Origin of the sequence: Blautia acetica, from assembly GCF_038739805.1 — a bacterium.
GTDB lineage: Bacteria > Bacillota > Clostridia > Lachnospirales > Lachnospiraceae > Blautia.
In genome coordinates, this window is the sequence record NZ_JBBEWO010000010.1 from 47131 (window position 1) to 67877 (window position 20747).

The window sequence follows — 20747 nt, forward strand, 5'->3', positions numbered from 1 at the left end:
TTGTCCTTCTTTCCTGTTAAAGTTCCTTCAGAATCTCTCCTGCAGCTTCTAAAATATCACCCGCCAGCATAGCGGCTCTGCCCTTTTTCTCTGCTGCCAAATCTCCTGCCTTTCCATGGAGATAAACACCTGTGCAGGCTGCCTCCCATGGAGAAAGTCCCTGAGCCAGAAGCCCCAGAATCAGTCCGGTGAGCACATCTCCGCTTCCGGCTGTCGCCATACCGTCATTGCCGCACAGATTGATACAGGTTTCCTCTGTTCCCCGGCTGATAATCGTTCTGGCATCTTTGCACACCAGCAGGACACCCAGTTTCTTTGCCGTTTCTTTGGTAATCGTCAGAGGATTTTTCTTCCATTCTTTTACAGAGATTCCCGTCATGCGGGCAAATTCTCCCAGATGAGGGGTCAGTATCACCGGAGCTTTACAGCTTTTTAAAAGCTTTTCCTTACCCTTTAGCAGATTCAGGCCATCTGCGTCAATAACCAGCGGTTTGTCTGCGTATTTCAAAAGAGTCTCTAAAAGTCTTTCCGCCTGAGGAGAAGTACCAAGACCGGGACCAATGCCGGCCACATCAGCCCAGCATAGGTTTTCTCTCACCAGGTTTTCCATATCCGCAGCGTCCTCATAAAGTGCCAGCATGGCTTCAGGGAAGCAAGTAAACAACCCCCTGTTTTCTTTTGGCGTACAGAGTTTCAGCATACCTGCGCCGCTTCGCAGAGCAGCCTGTCCGCTAAGATACGCTGCGCCGAAAATTTCCCGGCTGCCTGCGGCCAGAAAGACCTTGCCGAAGCTGCCCTTATTGCCGTCCGGTTTTCTGGTGAGTTTTTTAAGTTCCCTGTCCGTACAGGCAAAAAGCTCTGGAGACCTTTTGTCTTTGCGGTAAATGCCCACATCTGCCGTAAGCAGTTTTCCGGCATAGGCTGCACCGGGATACAGGCAGAGCCCTGCTTTCTTATAGGCAAAGGTAACGGTAAGGTCTGCCCTGACGGCACAGCCCCATACCGCTCCTGTATCTGCGTCAATACCGGAAGGGATGTCCACGGCTGCGATTTTCCCTGAAAAATCCTGTAGTTTTTCTATGGTTTCCCGGTAAAGACCCGAAACTTCCCTGGAAAGCCCTACACCCAAAAGAGCATCCACGATAGTAGTATATTCATGTACACAGAAAGTCTTGACAAAGGAAATTCCATAATTTCTGCCAATTTCTATCTGCGTTTTCATTTCTTTTGTAAAATGTTCCGGATTTCCCAAAATACAGACATGTACCTGATATCCTGCCAGAAACAAAAGCCGGGCAATGACCACACCGTCCGCCCCGTTATTTCCGGAACCGCACAGCACCAGCACTTTTGAAAGGGGAAGCCCCTCTTTTTTCATACTCTCAAAGACCTGCAGTCCCGCCCGCTCCATAAGTACCAGAGAAGGTACTCCCATGGTTTCTATGGTGTAGGCATCCAGTTCCTTCATCTGCTTTCCGGTTACAATCTCCTCCATGTTTCACCCGTCCTTTTTCCTTGCGTAAAGCGAAAAGGCTGCCGCAAAATCTCTTTTACATTTTACAGCAGCTTTTTACGTTGTTATTTTTTTGGATGTTCGTTTTCATAACAATTCAGATTATAAGACAGACGCATTAAACTTTCGGAAAGATGTACATTTTCTACGATAACATCCTCTGGTACATCCAAATCCAGATGTGCAAAATTCCAGATAGCCCGAATTCCGTTTTTTACCAGTAAATCAGCTGTCTCTGCCGCGTTGTTTTTCGGCAGGGTCAGCGTGGCTATATCCACATTCTGCTCTTTTAAAAACTCTGGAAGCTCGTCCATCATACGGATTTCATTTCCTCTGATGGAAATTCCTTTCAGTACCGGATTCACATCAAAGATACCTACAATTTTAAAGCCTCTTTTTTCAAATTTTACATAGTTGGCAAGTGCCTGTCCAAGATTGCCGGCACCAATGATAATCATGTGGTACGTCTTGTCCAGTCCCAAAATTTTTCCGATTTCATCATATAAATAGGGAACATTATATCCATAGCCCTGTTGCCCGAAGCCGCCGAAATTATTCAAATCCTGACGAATCTGAGACGCGGTTACCCGCATCTTTTCGCTTAACTCATTGGAGGATATTCGTTCTACGCCTTCTTCTATAAGCTCACCTAAGTATCTGTAATATCGGGGTAGTCTTTTAATTACTGCCTTTGAAATGGATTTTCCCTCCATAACAACCCTCCTGTATTCAAAATACACATTTCTACGCTCCATTATAGTGTATTGTTAAATTAAAGTCAATTAATTTTCGTTTCTCTGTTGTCAAACCTGTATTTTTCGATATAATAAATAGGACAGCTTTCGTAGCTGTACGGAGTTTAAAGGAGATAATTATCATGATACTTGCATGTCAGAATATAGAAAAATCTTTTGATGGCGTTACCCTGCTGGCAGACGCCAGCTTCCATATTGAAGAGCGGGAAAAAGCCGCTTTGGTGGGCATTAACGGGGCAGGAAAATCCACGCTTTTTAAAATCATTGTGGGGGAACTTCCCCCGGACAGCGGGCAGGTTATTTTAGCCAAAGGGAAAACCATGGGCTATCTGGCTCAGCACCAGGAGCTGACCAGCGACTTGTCTATTTATGACGCTCTTTTGCAGGTAAAGCAGCACATTCTGGATATGGAGGTGCGTATGCGTCAGCTGGAGAAAGAGATGAAATACACCCAGGGAGAAGAATTGAACAAGATTATGGAGGCCTATTCCCGTCTGACCCATGAGTTTGAACTGGAAAACGGGTATGCCTACAAAAGTGAACTGACCGGAGTCTTAAAGGGACTTGGCTTTGCAGAGGAAGATTTCGGCAAAATGATTTCCACACTTTCCGGGGGACAGAAAACCCGTGTGGCCCTTGGCCGTCTTCTTTTATCCAAGCCGGATATCATCCTTCTGGACGAGCCTACCAACCATTTGGACATGGATTCCATTGCGTGGCTGGAAACCTATCTTTTGAACTATCCGGGGGCTGTCTTTATTGTATCCCATGACCGCTATTTCCTGGATAAGGTCGCCACGAAAATTGTGGAAATTGACAATACAAAAGTTACGTCTTTTACAGGAAACTACAGCGCCTACAGTGAAAAAAAGGCTATGCTTCGAAGAGCCGCGTATCAGGCTTACTTAAACCAGCAGCAGGAAATCAAACACCAGGAAGCCGTCATTGCCAAATTAAAGTCTTTTAACCGGGAAAAATCCATACGGCGGGCAGAAAGCCGGGAAAAAATGCTGGATAAAATAGAAGTATTGGAAAAGCCTGTGGAAGTGGACGATTCCATGCGGATTACTTTAAAGCCTCGGGTGATAAGCGGCAACGATGTGCTGACTGTAGAACACCTTACCAAGTCCTTTCCCTCTCTCCCGCTTTTTGAGGATTTAAACTTTCAGATTAAGCGGGGTGAGCGGGTGGCTATTATCGGAAGCAACGGGACGGGAAAAACCACGATTTTAAAAATTTTAAATCAGGTGATTCCTGCGGACAACGGCAGCTTCCGCCTGGGCAGCAAAGTACATATCGGATACTACGACCAGGAACACCATGTACTCCACATGGAGAAAACCATTTTTGAGGAAATTTCCGATGATTATCCAAAGCTGACGAATACGGAAATCCGCAACCTGCTGGCCGCCTTTCTCTTTACCGGAGATGATGTGTTTAAGCCGATTTCTGCTTTAAGCGGCGGGGAACGGGGGCGTGTGTCTTTAGCCAAACTTATGCTTTCCCAGGCCAACTTCCTGATTCTGGATGAGCCTACCAACCATCTGGATATTACTTCCAAAGAAATCCTGGAGGAAGCCTTAAATAACTATGAAGGTACCGTGCTCTATGTGTCCCATGACCGTTATTTTATCAATAAAACAGCCACCAGGATTCTGGACTTGACCAATCACAAACTGGTAAACTATATCGGCAATTACGATTATTATCTGGAAAAAAAGGAAGAACTGACTGACATCTATGCCCCCGAAGTCCGGGAAGAAGTTTACACAGAAACCGTATCTGCCACGAAAATGGATTGGAAGCAGCAAAAAGAGGAGCAGGCCCGTCTTCGGAAACGGGAAAATGATTTAAAGAAAACGGAAAAGGCCATTGAAGAACTGGAGCAAAGAGACAGTGAAATTGATGAGGAAATGGCAAATCCGGAGGTGGCCACTAATGTGGCAGAATGTGTCCGCCTTTCCAAAGAAAAGGCAGAAATTGCCGAAAAACTGGAAAAGCTGTATGAAAAATGGGAAGAGCTGGCTGAATAAGCGGCTCTTCCCATTTTTCAAAATTTTTCGTAAAGAGGCAGATTTAAAGTGCAGCTTCCAGCTCTTTTCGGATTTCACAGATAAAGTCCCGGCTGTTCAAAACCGTAGGGGCAGGAATACTGGTAATCAGCGCCAAATCTTTGGTCATTCTTCCGCTTTCAATGACGTTTACTGTAGCTGCTTCCAGTTTGTCTGCAAAATGCTGCAGTTTCGTGTTGTCATCCAGTTCTCCTCTTTTTCTAAGAGCTCCGCTCCAGGCAAAAATCGTTGCCACCGAGTTGGTAGAGGTTTCTTCCCCTTTTAAGTGTCTGTAATAATGGCGCTGTACTGTGCCGTGCGCTGCCTCATATTCAAAATATCCCTTGGGCGATACCAGCACAGAAGTCATCATAGCCAGAGAACCAAAGGCAGAGGAAACCATGTCACTCATAACATCTCCGTCATAATTTTTGCAGGCCCAGATAAAACCGCCTTCTGCTTTCATCACTCTGGCTACTGCGTCGTCTATGAGGGTATAGAAATAAGTCAGTCCTGTTTTTTCAAAGGCTTCTTTATATTCAGTATCATAGATTTCCTGGAAAATATCTTTAAAGGTGTGGTCATACTGTTTGGAAATGGTATCCTTAGTGGCAAACCACAAATCCTGCTGAGTATCCAGGGCATAAGAGAAACAACTTCTGGCAAAACTTTCGATAGACTCGTCCAGATTGTGCATACCCTGCAGCACACCTGCGCCCTTAAATTCGTGAATCATCTGCCGGGTTTCGGTGCCGTCCTGAGCAGTAAAGACCAGTTCTGCCTTGCCGGGGCCCGGTATCCGCATTTCTGTATTCTTGTACACATCCCCATAGGCATGTCTGGCCAGGGTAATAGGCTTCTTCCAGTTTTTCACACAGGGTTCAATGCCTTTTACAACGATGGGCGCGCGGAACACAGTGCCGTCCAGCATAGAACGAATGGTTCCGTTGGGACTTTTGTACATTTCTTTTAAGTGATATTCTTCCATACGGGCTGCATTAGGGGTAATCGTCGCGCATTTTACCCCAACCTTGTATTTTTTCACTGCGTTTGCTGCGTCTACTGTTACCGCGTCATTGGTTTCATTGCGGTATGTAAGGCCCAAGTCATAATACTCGGTTTTCAAATCCACAAAAGGCTCCAGTAATTCCTCTTTGATGATTTTCCAGAGGATTCGGGTCATTTCATCTCCATCCATTTCTACCAAAGGTGTGGTCATTGCTATTTTTCCCATAGTGGTTACGCTCCTTTTCTCTTATTTGATTTCTTCCCTTAAAACTTTTTCCATATCAAAATTCTTCAGGTTTTCCATGGTGTTGCGGATATGCAGATAAGCAGCCTCCTCGGCCCTTTTTGTATCTTTTGTCCGAATGGCTTCTAAAATGGTTTTGTGTTCGCTGTTTGAAGGGCGGGCGCGCATACGGAACTTCACAGAAGCCATTCGGACTCTCTGCAGATATTCGTGAAAATCGGAAAGGGTATGCGCCAGAATCCGGCTTCCTGATGCCTGATATAAAAGCTGATGAAACCTGCCGTCCTGCTGGCAGACCTGTTCGTAATTGCCCTTGTCTGCGTGGAAATCTGATAGATATACCGCCTCTTCCATTTCTTCCAACTGTTCTTTGGTAATGTTCTCTGCCGCCATGGCTGCACACAGTCCTTCCAGCTTTGCCCGGATTTGATACATATCCATAACGTCTTTTGAGGAAATTCCGGTGACAAAGGCTCCTTTATTTGGTATCAGCTGTACCAGTCCTTCCAGTTCCAGCTGGCGGATAGCCTCCCGGACAGGCGTACGGCTGACCCCCAGTTCCTTTCCAATGGTACATTCCACCAGCTCGTCGCCCTTTTTATACCTGCCTTTTAAAATATCCTCCCGGATTTTGTCAAATACTTTTCCTCTTAAAGATATTGCTGCCATATTGCTTTACACCTTCTTATCACAGTTCCATCTGCAGACAGTTGCAGCTTTCGGCGATCACTGCCAGAAGTTCTTCGTCTGTAAGAACTGTGACTCTTCCTTCTTCATATTGTTTATCCACCCAGGCCTTTACCATCACAGCCAGTTCACTGTTTTTGTCAATCTGCTTTTCTCCGGTCAGGTGGAAATGGTTGTTTATCCAGTGGGCAATGCCAGCCAGGCCGGAAGTATTGGAAACAGCTACCTGAGGTGCTTTCTTTAAAAATTTCTCTGTATCAAAGATATTATAAATCTCTTCATTTTTCAAGAGGCCATCTGCATGAATTCCGGCTCTCGTCACATTAAAGGAAGAACCTACAAAAGGTGTCTGAGGCGGAATGTGGTATCCCAATTCCTTTTCGTAATATTCAGCCAGTTCGGTAATGACGGTGGTGTCCATGCCGTCTAAAGTACCTTTTAACTGGGCATACTCAAAAACCATGGCCTCAAGCGGCGTATTTCCTGTCCGCTCCCCGATGCCAAAAAGAGAACAGTTTACTCCGCTGGCGCCGTACAGCCAGGCTGTAGTGGAATTGCTCACGGCTTTGTAAAAGTCATTGTGCCCATGAAACTCAATGAGTTCCGAAGGAAAACCGGCATGCGTCATAATTCCGTAAATGATACCGGGAATAGAACGCGGTATCACAGCGCCGGGATAATTGACCCCGTAGCCCATGGTATCACAGCAGCGAACCTTAATGGGAATGGAATATTCTTCCATAAGTCTCGTCAGCTCCATGCAGAAAGGAATTACATAGCCGTAGATATCAGCCCTCGTAATATCTTCCAGGTGGCATCTGGGGCTGATACCAATTTCCAGACAGTCCCGGATAACACTGAGGTAATGTTCCATGGCCTCTCGCCGTGTCATTTTCATTTTGTAAAAAATATGGTAGTCTGAACAGCTCACCAGAATTCCACATTCCTTTAATCCCAGTTCTTTTACCAGTTCAAAATCCTTTTTACTGGCCCGAATCCAGCCGGTAATTTCCGGGAATGAATACCCTTTTTCCATACATTTATCTACCGCGTCCCGGTCTTTTTTACTGTAAAGAAAAAATTCACTCTGGCGGATTTTTCCGTTCGGACCGCCCAGACGATGAAGATACTCGTAAATGCGCACAATCTGCTCTGCGGTATAGGGAGCTCTGGACTGCTGACCGTCCCGGAAGGTCGTATCTGTAATCCAGATATCATCCGGCATATGATGGGGAACAATACGGTCATTGAACGCAATTTTGGGAACTTCAGAATAGGGAAACAGGTTATGGAACACATTGGGAGTTTCTACATCCACCAGGGGATACATGTGTTCTTCCAGTTCCAGTAAATTTGTGTGATAATTCATTCTGACAGCTCTGTTTATCATGGTACTCACTCCTTGTTTATCGACTTAATACTATGCATTAATAAAGCATTTGTATCATTGTATACAATCACAATCGGAATGTCAAGTCTGTTTTTCATTTTCCCTCCAGAAAATTTTTCAGTCGGAAAAGTCCCCATCCCTGCAGGTTGTGAGGGTAGCCCAAATCTATGGCAGTGCTTCTGAGCCGTTTTTTGATGTCCAGATTGGTAGATTCCGGGTGCAGTTCCAAAAAGAGGGCAATCCCGCCGGAAACCAGAGGCGTGGACATGGAGGTGCCACTTTTTACTGTATAGGGAAAGGCTGCAGGGAAATTAGCACAAGAGGTTACTGCATTGCCTGGCGCTACAATATCCGGTTTGCTTACACAGTCTTTGGTAGGTCCCCGTCCGGAAAGTCCCAGATTATGGACTATCATATCCGAGGAGCCTACCGTAATAATCTTCCGGCTGCAGCCGGGGGCGGTGACACTGCCCTGCCCCGGTCCCTGATTTCCTGCTGCTGCCACCACAATCAATCCCGCGTCCCAAGCCTCCTCCACAGCCTCAATCAGTTGTTCATGCCCCTCCCTGCGGGTAGTTCCCACAGAAATATTTACAATGCGGATATGATATTTTTCACGGTATTTTAAAATCCACTGCATGGCTTCGATAACGGTTTCCTGACTTCCGTTTCCATTTTTATCCAGTACCTTTAGAGGAATCAGACCGCAGCCGGGGGCTGCGCCGCGGAATTTTCCGTTGGACGCTCTCCCGCTGCCGCCCAGAATCCCCAGTACATGTGTGCCGTGTCCATTATCATCATAGGGAAGAGAACGGCCATGGACGAAATCCTCAAAAGCCAGAATCCGGCTGTCAAAATCCCTGTGAGGGCAGGCGCCGGTATCCAGCACTGCTGCCGTTACACCCCTTCCGGTAGGAAGCACATATGCCATTTTCTTTCACCTGCCTTTTTCCTTTTTATTATCTTATTCTATGTCGGTAAACCAGTGATACTGTGCACAGATTCCAGTCAAGTTTTTCTTTTCTTTTTCATAGATTTAAGAAAAACGAATTTCAGGAGTTTTTATGCCTTCTGTAAAAGAGATGATTCTGTCAGAGGAATATGCAGACCTGATTTTGCCGGTGTATACGGGGTTTCTGGAAGACTATAAGGAATATGGGGCAAGAATCTTCAACGAATATTACGGCATCATCCACTACCCTCTGGCTGAAGAATTTTTTCAGAATTATTATGATTACGGCTTCTTTTATAATACGGTTCCCAAATTGTTTACACTTCTAAACAGCGTGTCTCTGGATGCTTCCGGTATTACTGCAGTACAAAATCAGCCGGTACTGAATCTGAAAGGCCGGGATGTGCTGCTGGGTTTTATCGACACCGGGATATCCTACACGCATAAGGCCTTTCGCCAAAAAGACGGCTCCAGCCGGATTTACGGTATCTGGGATCAGACCATCCAAAGCGGTACGCCGCCTTATGATTTGCAGTACGGAAGCGGTTACACCAGAGAAGATATTGAACAGGCCCTGAAAGCTCAGAACCCTTTCCAGATTGTACCAAGCCAGGATGAAAACGGACATGGAACCCAACTGGCAGGTATTGCAGCCGGCAGTGAACTGGCAGAAGACGATTTTATCGGCGCGGCTCCGGAAGCCATGATTGCCATGGTGAAGTTAAAAGAAGCGAAGAATTATTTAAAAGAACTGTTCTATGTTACAGGAGAGGCACCGGCCTACCAGTCCTCGGATATTATGATGGGTATCCGCTATCTGGTGCGGCTGGCAGACGAACTGAAAAAACCGGTGGTTATCTGCATTGGAGTGGGGTCCAATCAAGGTTCCCATTCCGGCACCTCTCCGCTGGATTTCATGCTGTCCATTACAGACAATTACCGTGGACTTCATGCAGTAGTGGCAGCAGGAAACGAGGCTGGGAAGGGCCATCATTACTACGGTACTGCCGTAAGCTCTGACCAATTCGACGCTGTTGAGATTCTGGTGGAACCGGATACCCAGGGATTCTGTGTAGAATTGTGGGGACAGCCGCCGGAATTATATGCAGTTGGCTTTGAATCACCCCTTGGCGAAGTCATACCCAAAATCCCTCCCCGTATCAGCTACAGTGAAAAGATTTCTTTTATTCTGGAAGAAACCAGGATTTTTGTCACCTCTGAGATTGTACAGACGCTTTCCGGACAGCAGCTGATTTTTATTCGGTTTTCCAATCCTACCCCCGGCCCCTGGAAAATCCGTGTCTACACCAGCAGCTTCAACAGCGGAGATTACCATATGTGGCTGCCCATTACCGGCTTTTCCAATCCCGATGTGAAATTTCTGCGTCCCAATCCGGATACCACTCTTACTGTCCCTGCTGCAGCCTCTTCCGTGATTACCACAGCGGCTTACAACGCCTACAACAACAGCCTGCTTTTAAATTCCAGCAGAGGCTTTACCCGTACCGGACAGATTAAACCGGATATCACAGCCCCCGGCGTAAATATTCTGGCTCCTGCTCCGAAAGACCGCTACTCCACCATCACCGGAACCTCTGCTGCTGCTGCCATCACAGCCGGAGGCTGTGCCCTGCTTATCGAATGGGGCATGGGACGGACGCCGCCCAGAATTTTCAACAACTCAGAACTAAAGGCCCTGCTCATACGAGGCGCCGGACGAACCGGCGACAAACTCTACCCCAACCGGGAATGGGGATATGGAACTTTAAATATCTATCAGGTGTTCTCCTCCTTTATTCTTTCCTGAAAATAAAATTTTTCAGCACCATTTTTTATTCCCGGCATAGTATGAAATTGTAAACAAAATATTTGGAGGAACAAACATGAGTGATTTGGCTGCTACAAACTGTGGCTGCGGATGTGATGACAACTGCGGAGGTAATATGACAGGAAGAGGTTTCGGAGACTGTAACTGTATCGTTTGGATTCTGATTCTGCTGGCTTTCTGCGGCAACGGTTTCAACAATGACGGATGTGGCTGCGGCAATGGCGACAACAGCTGTCTGCTTCTGCTTATCCTGCTTCTGTGCTGCGGCAACGGACACGGATTCTGCTAAAAGCCCGGCAGTATTTGTCCGAACCTGACAAAACAGAAAACGGGGATGCCTTTTGGCATCCCCGTAAGAGAGTATGTAATGCGTAACATACAAGACACATCTGCCGCTGCAGAGGAGAAGAATGGAACCGTCTTTTGTACATTCCGGCTTTTCTTTCTTCCTTCAGCGAATGTGAAATCTTGAAGTTACAGCTTAATGCTGATAACGAAATTGAGAAAAGTCGACATGATTTAGAAGGCTGTAAGGCCTTTCGACACTTCTATTATGACAATATTTGTGCTCTGTGTCAAGAAAAATTGTCAGAATTCGTGTTTTATTTTCTTTTATTTATCGACATTTATCAACCGAATCTTCGATGTTCTCCCATACTCCTTCCTGCTCAAAATGTTCCACCGCACGGCGGGCCCTTTGGGTCAGTTTCCGGTCATATTTCATCATATCCAGAAGGCGAATGGCATTTCGGGTGGTCACACGCCCTTCTTTCAGAAGATAGTTAAAGACCACGTCATCTTCTCCCACTTCTTCCTCAAAATGATAGTTTTTATAGCGGTTTTGCAGTATGTAAGACAATTCAATATCATGGGTAGCTGCAAAAGACAGCACATGGCTTCTGCAAATACTCCACAGAATTTCAGAGGAGGCGGCAATGCGCTCTATGGTATTGGTTCCCCGCAGCACCTCGTCAATGATACAGAGCAGATTTCCGTCCCGGTCCGCCTCATCCAGAATCCGCTTCAAAGAACGGATTTCCACGATGAAATAGCTCTCTCCGCTTTCCAAATCGTCCCGCAGCGCCATAGAAGTCATCACCTTAAAATATGGGGCACGGTAAGAAGAAGCTGTGCAGGTGTAAACCGTCTGAGCCAGAATGGCATTAATGGCAACATTTTTCAAAAACGTAGACTTTCCGGAAGCGTTGGAGCCTGTGACTAAAATTCCGCCCTGGGCAGAAATACTGTTGGATACCGGATGGGAAATCAAAGGATGATACAAATCTTCTGTTTCCATTCGGGCCCTGTCCTCGGAAAGAAACTGGGGCAGGCTGTAATAAGGCAGAATTTCCCGGAAAGACGCAATGGAAATCATACTTTCCAGATATCCGAACAGAGAAATCAGTCCTTCGATTTCTGTCATATGCTCCTGCATGCTGTGCATCATATCGTGAAATTTAATCAAGTCGATATGGGTCATCATGCGGATATAGTCCATAAAAAGTCCTCCTAATCCGCCTCCTGCCGTACTGCTGCGCTCCGTTACCCAAAATGCTCCCTTTCGAAAGCCGGAAAGCTGCTTTTTATACTGTTTTCCCTGCTCCTCATACTCTTTTAGCTGGTGAATCCCTGCTTTTTCCAGCTTCTTCTGGGCCTCAAGAAGCTGAAGTACACAGCCGAAACTGGTGAGATAAGCGTCAATTTCTCCCTTTTTGCCCCAATAAGTTCCGATATTTACAAGGCAGACAAGCAGAAAAACCAGCACCCCCGGATTCGGCTTTAAGACAAAAAACAGCAGCGACAGCAAAAAAGCCCCCAAGCAGAGCACCTGTCCCGTTTTTCCCTGAACCGTAACTTCTCTTGTCACATGAACAGCTTCAAAAATCCCCACATTTCCCGGTCTTCGGATACTGGCCAAAAGCATTTGCAGCTTCTGCCGTTCTTCCTGATGACTGCGGAAAAACTCTATGAGCCGCTGCCTTTCCTTTAACTCTTTTTCCTCAAAAACCGGTTTCCGCAAAAGATCATAGAGACATTCCGCCCCTACAGGGGAACAGCTCTGATTGATGAGTATAAAGATACGGTCCATATCCAGGTCATTCCAGGTAATGTCATCAATGTAAAAGCCGTTTTTTTCACGCTGTCGGAAGAACTGGGCAATATGCTCCAGTTCCTCGTAGGTGTATTCCTTTGGAGGAATTTGTCCCCAGGAATTTTTTATCCGCGCTAAAAACCTCTTTTGGTTGGAACGATTCTGCACGAGAATCAATATCGATGCAGCCAGAAAAAACAGCAGCAGAAAAACAAGGTTTGAAAGATTGCTATCCATAGGGCTTTGCCTGCCTCCTTATGCGAAATACTGCTGCAAAAGCTGCAGGGTTTCCTGAATGTCTGTCTCCGTATGGGCATCTGAAAGGAACATGGCTTCAAACTGAGATGGCGCCATATGTACCCCGTGGTTTAACATATACTGGAAATAATCGGAAAAGGCTTTGGTATCTGAGGCTTTTGCAGAAGCATAATCCGTTACCGGCTCTTTGGCAAAGAAGATACAGCCCAGGGAGGACACGGAATTCACCTGGTATGGCACATTCTTTTCACGGAAAATGTTTCGGATACCGTCAAAAAGCAATTCTCCTTTCTGATGCAGGCGTTTATAAATATCCTGGTCGTCCCAGAGGATTTTTAACTGGACAAGTCCCGCTGCCATAGCAATGGGGTTTCCGCTTAAAGTCCCTGCCTGATATACCGGGCCTGCCGGCGCCACCATTTCCATAATCTCTTTTCTTCCGCCGTAAGCCCCTACAGGCATACCTGCACCGATAATCTTACCGTAAGTCACCAGGTCCGGGGTAATTCCGAAATATCCGGCTGCTCCGGCAAAGCTGAGACGGAATCCCGTAATAACCTCATCGAAGATCAGCAGTGCCCCGTGCTTGTCGCACAAATCCCGCAGACCCTGCAAAAAGCCTTCCTTTGGAGGAACTACACCCATGTTGGCCCCTACCGGCTCTACAATCATAGCCGCTACCTGATCCTTGCTTTCCACCAAAAGCTGCTCTACACTGTTTAAATCATTGTAAACCGCAATCATGGTGTCCTGGGTGCAGCCCTTTGGCACACCGGCGCTGTCCGGTACTCCACTGGTCATCACACCGCTTCCGGCACTTACCAGCATAGCGTCTGTATGCCCATGATAACAGCCGGCAAATTTAATGATTTTGGATTTTCCCGTATAGCCTCTTGCCACGCGCAGAGCGCTCATGACTGCCTCAGTGCCGGAGTTTACCATGCGAATCATCTCTACATGAGGAATTCTCTCACAGATAAATTCCGCCATTTCCACTTCTTTTTCCGTAGCACAGCCAAAACTCAGACCGTTTTCACTGGCGCGGATAACCGCTTCCTTAATCTGCTCATTGTTGTGTCCTAAAATCATAGGTCCCCAGGAATCAATGTAGTCAATGTATTCGTTTCCGTCCACATCAAAAATTTTACAGCCCACTGCTCCCTGAATAAAGCGTGGGGCTTCCGTTACAGAGCCATAGGCCCGTACCGGGCTGTTGACGCCCCCCGGAATTCTCTTTACTGCTCTTTGAAATAATTCTTCTGATTTTGTCATTATCCGATTCTTCCTTCCTCTATAAATCTGGCAATTTCTTTTGCAAAATAAGTGAGATAAATGTCTGTGCCTGCCCGGTATGCACTGGCTGCCATCTCACAGATAATCCGGTCTTCCTCAATGTAGCCAAGTTTTGCCCCGGCTTTTACCATGGCATATTCTCCGCTGACTGAGTAAGCAGCCACCGGAATCTGGGTCCGGTCCTTTACCTCCCGTACCATATCCAGATAAGACATGGCAGGCTTCACCATAAGAATATCCGCGCCCTCTTCCACATCCAGAAGGGCTTCTTTCAGCCCCTCTCTGCGGTTATGAAAATCCATCTGGTAGCTTTTCCTGTCTCCAAAAGACGGCGCAGAACCTGCCGCGTCACGGAAAGGACCGTAAAAAGCAGAGGCGTATTTCACCGCATAAGACATAATGGGAATTTCCTTGTGTCCATTCCTGTCCAAAAGACTGCGGATAGCCCGTACTCTTCCATCCATCATATCAGAGGGCGCCACCATATCCGCGCCTGCCTGTACATGGGAAAGGGCGGTTTTTGCCAGAAGTTCCAGAGTTTTATCATTTTCTACTTCATGTCCGCAGAGGACGCCGCAGTGTCCGTGAGAAGTGTATTCGCACATACACACATCGGTAATCAGGTACATATCGCCCTGAAATTCTGCTTTTGCCTTCTCTAAAGCCTTCTGCACAATACCATCGCTGGCATATGCCTGGCTTCCCACCTCATCCTTTACATCAGGAATACCAAAAAACATTACCTTATTGACTCCTGCGTCCAAAAGCTCCTCCAAAGCCTTCGAAAGCCGGTCAACGCTGTAACGGTACTGACCCGGCATAGTGGCAATTTCTTCCTTGATTCCCGTGCCTTCTTTTACAAAAATCGGATAAATCAGAGAACTTTTGTCTATTCGTGTCTCTCTGACCATTTTCCGCATAATTTCGCTGCCTCTTAATCTTCTTGGCCTGATGTTCATATCCATAATTTCCAACTCCTTCTGCCTTACTTGCGGGCTGTTTTTCCTTTTAATTGTATTACCAGAGTAAGAAGGCTGTCAATAGACGCTTCCCGGGCCATATACGTTTCCATGCCAAGAGCCGCTGCCTCAGCCTGGGTCTGTCTGCCAATGCAGGCTGCCCGCACTTTGGTATAATCCAGTCCCGGTGTGGCTTCTCTAAAGCCCCGCACCGTAGACGCGCTGGTAAAGACCGCACAGTCAATGCTTCCTGTTTCAAATTCTTTTTTGCGGTCAAGCAAATCTCTGGTCTCATAGAACGTATCGTAAATGGAAATGTCATCTACCAGAATCCCCGGCTTTTTGGCAAGCTCTGCAAGGATTTCCTGATTGCACATTTTTGCACGGGGAAGCAGAATTTTCTCCGTTCCCTCACAAAGCTCACAGAGCCCCCTTCCAAGAGCCTCTCCGTCGAAAACCTCCGGCATATAATCAGCAAAAAAGCCCTTTTCTTCTAAAGCTTTTTTCGTCCCTTTTCCAATGGCGGCAACTTTCAAGTGCGCCAGTTTCCGAATGTCAGTGGCGGATTTTAACAATTCCTCAAAGAAAATCCGCACTCCGGTAGGGCTGGTAAATACAACCCACTGGTAAGTATCCACTGCTTTTAGGGCTTTATAAAGCAGCGTCTGGTCTTTTAAAGGTTCTGTGCGGATAGCCGGAAGTTCCAGAACTTCCGCCCCCAAAAGCCGCAGCCTGGAAGCCATAGAGGAAATCAAATCTCTTGGCCTTGTAACCATAACCTTATACCCGGAAAGAGGCAGCTTTTCATGCCAGGCAAACTCTTTGGCCAGAGCACAGACCTTTCCCACTACAATAATAGCAGGGGTCTCAATGCCCTGTTTCTTAACTTCTTCCTCCAATGTGGAAACCGTTGCCACAATTCTTTTCTGACCTGCTGTAGTTCCTTTCTGCAAAATCGCCGCAGGCATATCCTGATCCATACCTGCCTGCAAAAGGGACTGGCAGATATCAGAAAGCGCGCTGACTCCCATTAAAAAGACCAGAGTTCCCTTTGTCCGTACCAGTGCGTCAAAATCAATATCATAAGCCGCTCCCTGCTTCTTATGTCCCGTAATAATGTGCACCGAAGAGGTAAAGTCCCGGTGTGTCACAGGAATTCCATTGTAAGCCGGCACGGCAATGGGAGAAGTCACACCCGGAACTACTTCGTAGGGAATCCCCTCTTTCACCAGCAGTTCCAGTTCTTCCCCGCCCCGTCCGAAAAGGAAGGGATCTCCGCCTTTTAAGCGCACCACACGGTGTCCTTTCTTTGCTTCTTCTACCAATACCTGATTAATCTGTTCCTGGGGCATAGTGTGATGAGAAGCCCGTTTTCCCACATTGATACAGCGGGCGCTCTCCGGTATCCGGGAGAGAATTTCCTGTCCCACCAGACTGTCGTAAACCACCACCTCTGCCTGCTGCAGTGTTTCCATTCCTTTTATGGTAAAGAGCCCCGCATCTCCCGGTCCCGCTCCTACCAGCCAGACTTTTCCTGTACTCATGTTATCTGCTCCTTTATTCTTGATTTTTGCATGTATCACGCAGTTTTTGTGCAAGAGAAATACCCAGCGTTTCCCCTTCTTCTGTCGGACCGGTTATCATGCCTTTTTCATATTTTCCGGTTTCTTCATCATAATACAAGCCCCGAAGGACGATTTCCTTCTCACGGACTACGGCATGGGCTGCTACAGGAGAGGAACAGCCGCCGTCTAAATGCCGGACAAAGGCTCGTTCTGCCACTGCCGCATAGAATCCCTCCAAGTCGGAAAATTCCTTCAGATAATCCCCAGGCTCTCCTGCCCGTCCCTGCACTGCCAGAATTCCCTGTCCTGCAGCGGGAATCATCTCTTCCGGCTGAAAATACCGGGAAATCCGTGCTTCAAGCCCAAGCCGTTTCAGTCCTGCCGCAGCCAGTATGAGAGCGCTGTATTCCCCGCTGTCCAGTTTTTTCAAACGGGTCTGGACATTGCCTCTTACGCTTTTGCACTCCATATCCGGATACAGTTCTTTTAACTGCAAAATTCTCCGGAGACTGGAACAGCCAATGGGTTTCGTCTTATCCAGCGTATGTACCCCTTGGGGAAGTACCAGCACATCCCTTGGGTCTTCTCTTTTGGAAAAAGCCAGAAGCGGCAGTTCTTTTGGTACTTCCATGGGCATATCTTTTAAGCTATGCACGGAAATGTCCGTTTTTCTGTCTAAAAGAGCTTTGTCCAATTCTTTCACAAAGAGTCCTTTCCCGCCGATTTTATCCAGGGTTCTATCCAGAATCTTATCCCCCGTGGTTTTCATGGTGTAAATCTCCACCTCTATGTCTTCGTGGCTGTCCTCAATGGCCTTTTTCACCATTTCGCTCTGCACCACTGCCAGTTTGCTCTCCCGGCTTCCAATGATTATTTTTCGCATTTTTCTTCTTCCTTTCGGATTTGTTCCAGGGCTTTCCGGGTTTTTTCGCGGACCTCTTTTACCTTTTTGTGGTCTTTTCCGCTGCCGTTAAAGCCCAGCACCACGCCTTCATATTCCAGAATACCCGGAAAATGAAAATCACATTTTTGCTGATTGCTGGCCGTATTCACCGGAATCCCCAGACATTTGCAGGCGCTGTAAATGTCCTCATTGACTTTTGTATCATCTGTGGCAGCCAGCACCACATCTGCTGCATACAAATCTTCCCGGTCATAAAGTTTTTCTTTATATACCAGCTTTCCTTCCTCAAAAAGCTGTGCAATCCTCTCTGTACAGGCCGGAGCAATGACGATAAGCTCCCCTGCAAAAGACAGCAGCGTCTCTGCTCTCCTTGTGGCAATCTTCCCCGCGCCAAACACTACGACTCTCTTTGTGCTCAGGTCTATAAACACAGGAAAAAATTTTTTATTTTCCTTTTCAGTTTTCATACAGTTTTTCCAGTCCTTCCACGCAGTTTAAAAATTCCTTTTCTTCCAGAGAATCCTTCAGCCCGAACATCATTTTGTTAACCACCTTTGCCGCAGCTGTATCAATGGCCTGCAGCAGATTTTCCCGGTCTTTTTCTTCCATGGGAGTTTTCCGCAGAATTTTCAGTATCCGGAGATTTAAATCCTGCACCGCCTCTGCCTTAATGTCCTGGATTCTGGGAATTAAGTCTCTGCCGCCATACCAGTTGTAAAAATCCTCCATCTGTTCCTGCAAAATTTCCCCGGCTTTTTCCAGACTCTGCTGCAGCTTCGGAGAAACCGCATCAATCTTAAAGCTGTCTATGTCGTACAGGGTAATACCGGAAAGTTCTCCGGCAGAGGGTTCAATATCTCTTGGTACGGCCAAATCAATCAATACCAGATGTTCCACGGGCGGGACGGTTTCCAGAAGCTCCCTGGTCAGTGTATAGTTAGGACTGGCCGTAGCGCTGACAACCAAATCGCACTGAGGCAGAAATTCTCCCCGGTCACCGTAATTAATCCGCTCACAGCCCTTGGGGATATTGACAATGCCGCTTCGATACTGGCGCACCGTAACCGTCACCTCTGCACCTGCTTCTCTAAGAGCCAGCGCCGCCACCTTGCCCATTTCTCCGTTTCCGATAACCATGCAGGTTTTGCCAGACAAGGAAAAGCCCTTTTCCTCCAGGCAGTGAATGGCTTGATGAATCACGGAACTGTTGCCCCTGGAAAAGATGACTTTTGTCTTTACCTTCTTGGCTGCCGTCACCGCCATGCGAAACAGTACCTCCAGCACATTGTCCGTGCAGTAGGCTTCCCTGGACAAACTCAGAGCATCCTTTACCTGGGTAATGATCTGGTCTTCTGCCAGAATCTGGGATTTCAGACCGCTGGTAAGATAAAAAAGATGTTCTACTGCTTCCTCTTCTGTCCTTTCCGCAAAATACTGTGCATATTCTGCCGGTTCTTTCCCTTTTTCCCGGCACAAAAATTCATAGAGAGAACCCTGCCAGTCTTCCGTGGTGCTTGCCCAAATTTCCATTCGGTTGCAGGTAGACAAAATAATACAGCCTGCAATGCCCGGTTCTTCCTTTAAATGTTCCATTGCAGCTACAGCGTTTTTCTTGGTAAAAGAAAACTGTGCGCGGATGTCCACGGCTGCTCTGCTGTAGTCAATGCCAATCATGGAAATACTCATTGTTTTTTAATCTCCCATATCTTTTGTTGCTTTTCTTAAAAATCTTTTTTCATCTTAGCATAGAATTCTTTTGGGTGCAACTTAAGTATTTTGTGATTTTTGTACAATTTCATTTGACAAAACATTGACAAAATTTCCCTATATGCTACAATGGAACAAGAATTGAATGTATAACGGTGCCTGCTATGCAGGAGAATAGGAAAGTTAAGTGAAAATCTTACACGGTCACGCCGCTGTAATGGAGGAGCTGTATTTTAATATGCCACTGTTGTAATGGGAAGGCAAAATGCAGCAAAGATACCTGAGTCAGAAGACCTGCCTTATACATGCGATTTACACAGGTTACGAACGATGGCCTTGTGTAAGAACAGGTTGGCTCATAGCATATCAATTCACCTTGCTATAACCTCTTGTTCTTCTGATGCCTGTCGGTCCCTGCCGTACAGGTTTTTTATTTTATTCATGCAAATCAGAAGGGAGAAGAAAAATGAGTAAAAATCAAAAACGTATTCTGGTACTGGCAAGCGCCTTTGCGCTTACCTTCGGCATTGTCCCAACCGTCAGTGCCATGCACATTATGGAAGGTTACCTTCCGGGAGGATTCTGCATCGCATGGGGTGTCCTGTGCGTACCGTTTCTCATTGCAGGATTCATGTCTATCAAAAAAACTTTAAACGAACACCGAAATCTGGTCACCCTGCTGGCTATGTCCGGCGCCTTTGTCTTTGTAATTTCTTCCTTGAAGATTCCTTCCGTAACCGGAAGCTGTTCTCACATGACAGGCACCGGGCTTGGAGCAATTCTGTTTGGCCCGTCTGCCGTTTCCATTCTGGGGCTGATTGTTCTCCTGTTCCAGGCTATTTTACTGGCACACGGCGGACTGACTACGATTGGAGCAAACACATTCTCCATGGCAATCGCAGGACCTTTTGTATCTTATGGTCTTTATGTTGTGCTGAAAAAGGCCAATGTGGATAAAAAAGTCTGTGTATTTTTGGCCGCATTTTTAGGTGACTTATTTACATACTGCGTGACTGCGGTACAGATGGCTCTTGCCCATCATGCGGATACCACCTTTGGCGCTGCAGTAGGCAAATTCCTGCTGGTATTTGCACCTACACAGGTTCCTCTGGCTCTTATTGAAGGCGTCATCACGGTATTGATTATCATGGGTCTGGAAACCTATGCTAAACCGGAACTTCGTGCGATTGGTTATTTAAAGGAGGGAAAATAAGATGAAGAAAAAAGTCATTCTGGCCATTCTGGTTATTTTCTTAATTGCATTTGTTCCGCTGTTTGTCTTAAAAGACGCGGAATTCGGCGGTTCCGACGATGCCGGAAGCACCGTGGTAGAGGAAGTGGATTCCTCCTATGAACCCTGGGCAACCCCCATTTTTGAAAAGCTCATTGGCGGAGAACTTCCCGGCGAAGTGGAAAGCCTGCTCTTCTGTCTCCAGACCGGTATTGGCGTAGGCGTCATTGCCTTTTTTATGGGACGTTTTGTAGAGCGTAAAAAATGGATGAAAGATGAAAACTAAAGTTCTCTGGCGAAAGGAGTTTCT

At 46.7% G+C, this 20747-nt stretch carries 18 protein-coding genes and 1 riboswitch; of the genes, 5 read left to right on the top strand and 13 right to left on the bottom strand.

All coding sequences use genetic code 11. The annotated features are described in order from the left end of the window. Positions 1-16: 16 nt before the first annotated feature. Together WBS51_RS08390 and WBS51_RS08395 are read right to left on the bottom strand one after the other, a co-directional pair. A complete protein-coding gene (locus WBS51_RS08390; RefSeq protein ID WP_291683245.1) occupies positions 17-1495 on the bottom strand; it encodes an NAD(P)H-hydrate dehydratase in 1479 nt (492 codons plus the stop codon). Between the two features lie 83 nt (positions 1496-1578). Continuing rightward, entirely contained in the window at positions 1579-2226 is a 648-nt protein-coding gene (locus WBS51_RS08395; protein ID WP_173749583.1) for a redox-sensing transcriptional repressor Rex, read from the bottom strand. A 164-nt stretch (positions 2227-2390) separates the two neighbouring features. Here WBS51_RS08395 and abc-f point away from each other — a divergent pair, with 164 nt between their 5' ends. After that, positions 2391-4301 (top strand): ribosomal protection-like ABC-F family protein, encoded by a 1911-nt coding sequence (abc-f, locus tag WBS51_RS08400; RefSeq protein WP_173749584.1) that lies wholly within the window; start codon positions 2391-2393, stop codon positions 4299-4301. A gap of 43 nt (positions 4302-4344) precedes the next feature. Here abc-f and WBS51_RS08405 read toward each other — a convergent pair whose 3' ends face one another. The 4 genes from WBS51_RS08405 to WBS51_RS08420 all read right to left on the bottom strand — a co-directional run bounded on the left by WBS51_RS08405 (position 4345) and on the right by WBS51_RS08420 (position 8579). Further along, positions 4345-5553: an NADP-dependent isocitrate dehydrogenase gene (locus tag WBS51_RS08405; RefSeq protein WP_173749585.1), complete on the bottom strand. Its 1209-nt coding sequence runs from the start codon at positions 5551-5553 to the stop codon at positions 4345-4347. A 21-nt stretch (positions 5554-5574) separates the two neighbouring features. Further along, positions 5575-6240: a GntR family transcriptional regulator gene (locus WBS51_RS08410; RefSeq protein WP_173749586.1), complete on the bottom strand. Its 666-nt coding sequence runs from the start codon at positions 6238-6240 to the stop codon at positions 5575-5577. Positions 6241-6259: 19 nt separating this feature from the next. After that, positions 6260-7648 carry a beta/alpha barrel domain-containing protein gene (locus WBS51_RS08415; RefSeq protein ID WP_291683244.1) on the bottom strand — a complete coding sequence of 463 codons (1389 nt, stop codon included), beginning with the start codon at positions 7646-7648 and terminating at the stop codon, positions 6260-6262. A 94-nt stretch (positions 7649-7742) separates the two neighbouring features. Next, the gene (locus tag WBS51_RS08420) at positions 7743-8579 is read right to left on the bottom strand and encodes a S8 family peptidase (RefSeq protein ID WP_294461118.1); all 837 of its coding nucleotides are present in this window, start codon (positions 8577-8579) and stop codon (positions 7743-7745) included. Between the two features lie 133 nt (positions 8580-8712). Between WBS51_RS08420 and WBS51_RS08425 the strand changes: the two genes are divergently transcribed. Then, positions 8713-10407 carry a S8 family peptidase gene (locus WBS51_RS08425; protein ID WP_291683243.1) on the top strand — a complete coding sequence of 565 codons (1695 nt, stop codon included), beginning with the start codon at positions 8713-8715 and terminating at the stop codon, positions 10405-10407. A 76-nt stretch (positions 10408-10483) separates the two neighbouring features. Next, complete coding sequence (locus WBS51_RS08430) at positions 10484-10717, top strand: chorion class high-cysteine HCB protein 13 (protein WP_173749590.1); 234 nt, start codon at positions 10484-10486, stop codon at positions 10715-10717. Positions 10718-11044: 327 nt separating this feature from the next. Here WBS51_RS08430 and WBS51_RS08435 read toward each other — a convergent pair whose 3' ends face one another. From WBS51_RS08435 to hemA, 7 genes are read right to left on the bottom strand one after another with little or no spacing between them, the layout of a single operon-like run. Then, on the bottom strand, positions 11045-12757 hold the full coding sequence (locus WBS51_RS08435; RefSeq protein ID WP_291683242.1) for a MutS-related protein: 1713 nt from the start codon (positions 12755-12757) through the stop codon (positions 11045-11047). An 18-nt stretch (positions 12758-12775) separates the two neighbouring features. Then, positions 12776-14050 (bottom strand): glutamate-1-semialdehyde 2,1-aminomutase, encoded by a 1275-nt coding sequence (hemL, locus tag WBS51_RS08440; protein WP_294461126.1) that lies wholly within the window; start codon positions 14048-14050, stop codon positions 12776-12778. Next, on the bottom strand, positions 14050-15036 hold the full coding sequence (hemB, locus tag WBS51_RS08445) for a porphobilinogen synthase (RefSeq protein ID WP_291683241.1): 987 nt from the start codon (positions 15034-15036) through the stop codon (positions 14050-14052). The genes hemL and hemB overlap by 1 nt, the downstream gene beginning before the upstream one ends. A gap of 20 nt (positions 15037-15056) precedes the next feature. Next, positions 15057-16574, bottom strand: coding sequence for a uroporphyrinogen-III C-methyltransferase (cobA, locus tag WBS51_RS08450; protein ID WP_294461129.1), 1518 nt, complete (start codon positions 16572-16574; stop codon positions 15057-15059). 13 nt (positions 16575-16587) lie between these two features. Continuing rightward, the gene (gene hemC, locus WBS51_RS08455; protein ID WP_294461132.1) at positions 16588-17478 is read right to left on the bottom strand and encodes a hydroxymethylbilane synthase; all 891 of its coding nucleotides are present in this window, start codon (positions 17476-17478) and stop codon (positions 16588-16590) included. Continuing rightward, positions 17466-17930 carry a precorrin-2 dehydrogenase/sirohydrochlorin ferrochelatase family protein gene (locus WBS51_RS08460; protein WP_302702778.1) on the bottom strand — a complete coding sequence of 155 codons (465 nt, stop codon included), beginning with the start codon at positions 17928-17930 and terminating at the stop codon, positions 17466-17468. The genes hemC and WBS51_RS08460 overlap by 13 nt, the downstream gene beginning before the upstream one ends. 25 nt (positions 17931-17955) lie before the next feature. Further along, positions 17956-19185 (bottom strand): glutamyl-tRNA reductase, encoded by a 1230-nt coding sequence (hemA, locus tag WBS51_RS08465; protein ID WP_294461137.1) that lies wholly within the window; start codon positions 19183-19185, stop codon positions 17956-17958. A 156-nt stretch (positions 19186-19341) separates the two neighbouring features. Further along, a riboswitch (cobalamin riboswitch) is annotated at positions 19342-19522 on the top strand. A 150-nt stretch (positions 19523-19672) separates the two neighbouring features. Here hemA and WBS51_RS08470 point away from each other — a divergent pair. Both WBS51_RS08470 and WBS51_RS08475 read left to right on the top strand, forming a co-directional pair. After that, on the top strand, positions 19673-20419 hold the full coding sequence (locus WBS51_RS08470; RefSeq protein ID WP_173749598.1) for an energy-coupling factor ABC transporter permease: 747 nt from the start codon (positions 19673-19675) through the stop codon (positions 20417-20419). Position 20420: 1 nt separating this feature from the next. Continuing rightward, entirely contained in the window at positions 20421-20723 is a 303-nt protein-coding gene (locus WBS51_RS08475; protein ID WP_173749599.1) for an energy-coupling factor ABC transporter substrate-binding protein, read from the top strand. Positions 20724-20747: the final 24 nt, after the last annotated feature.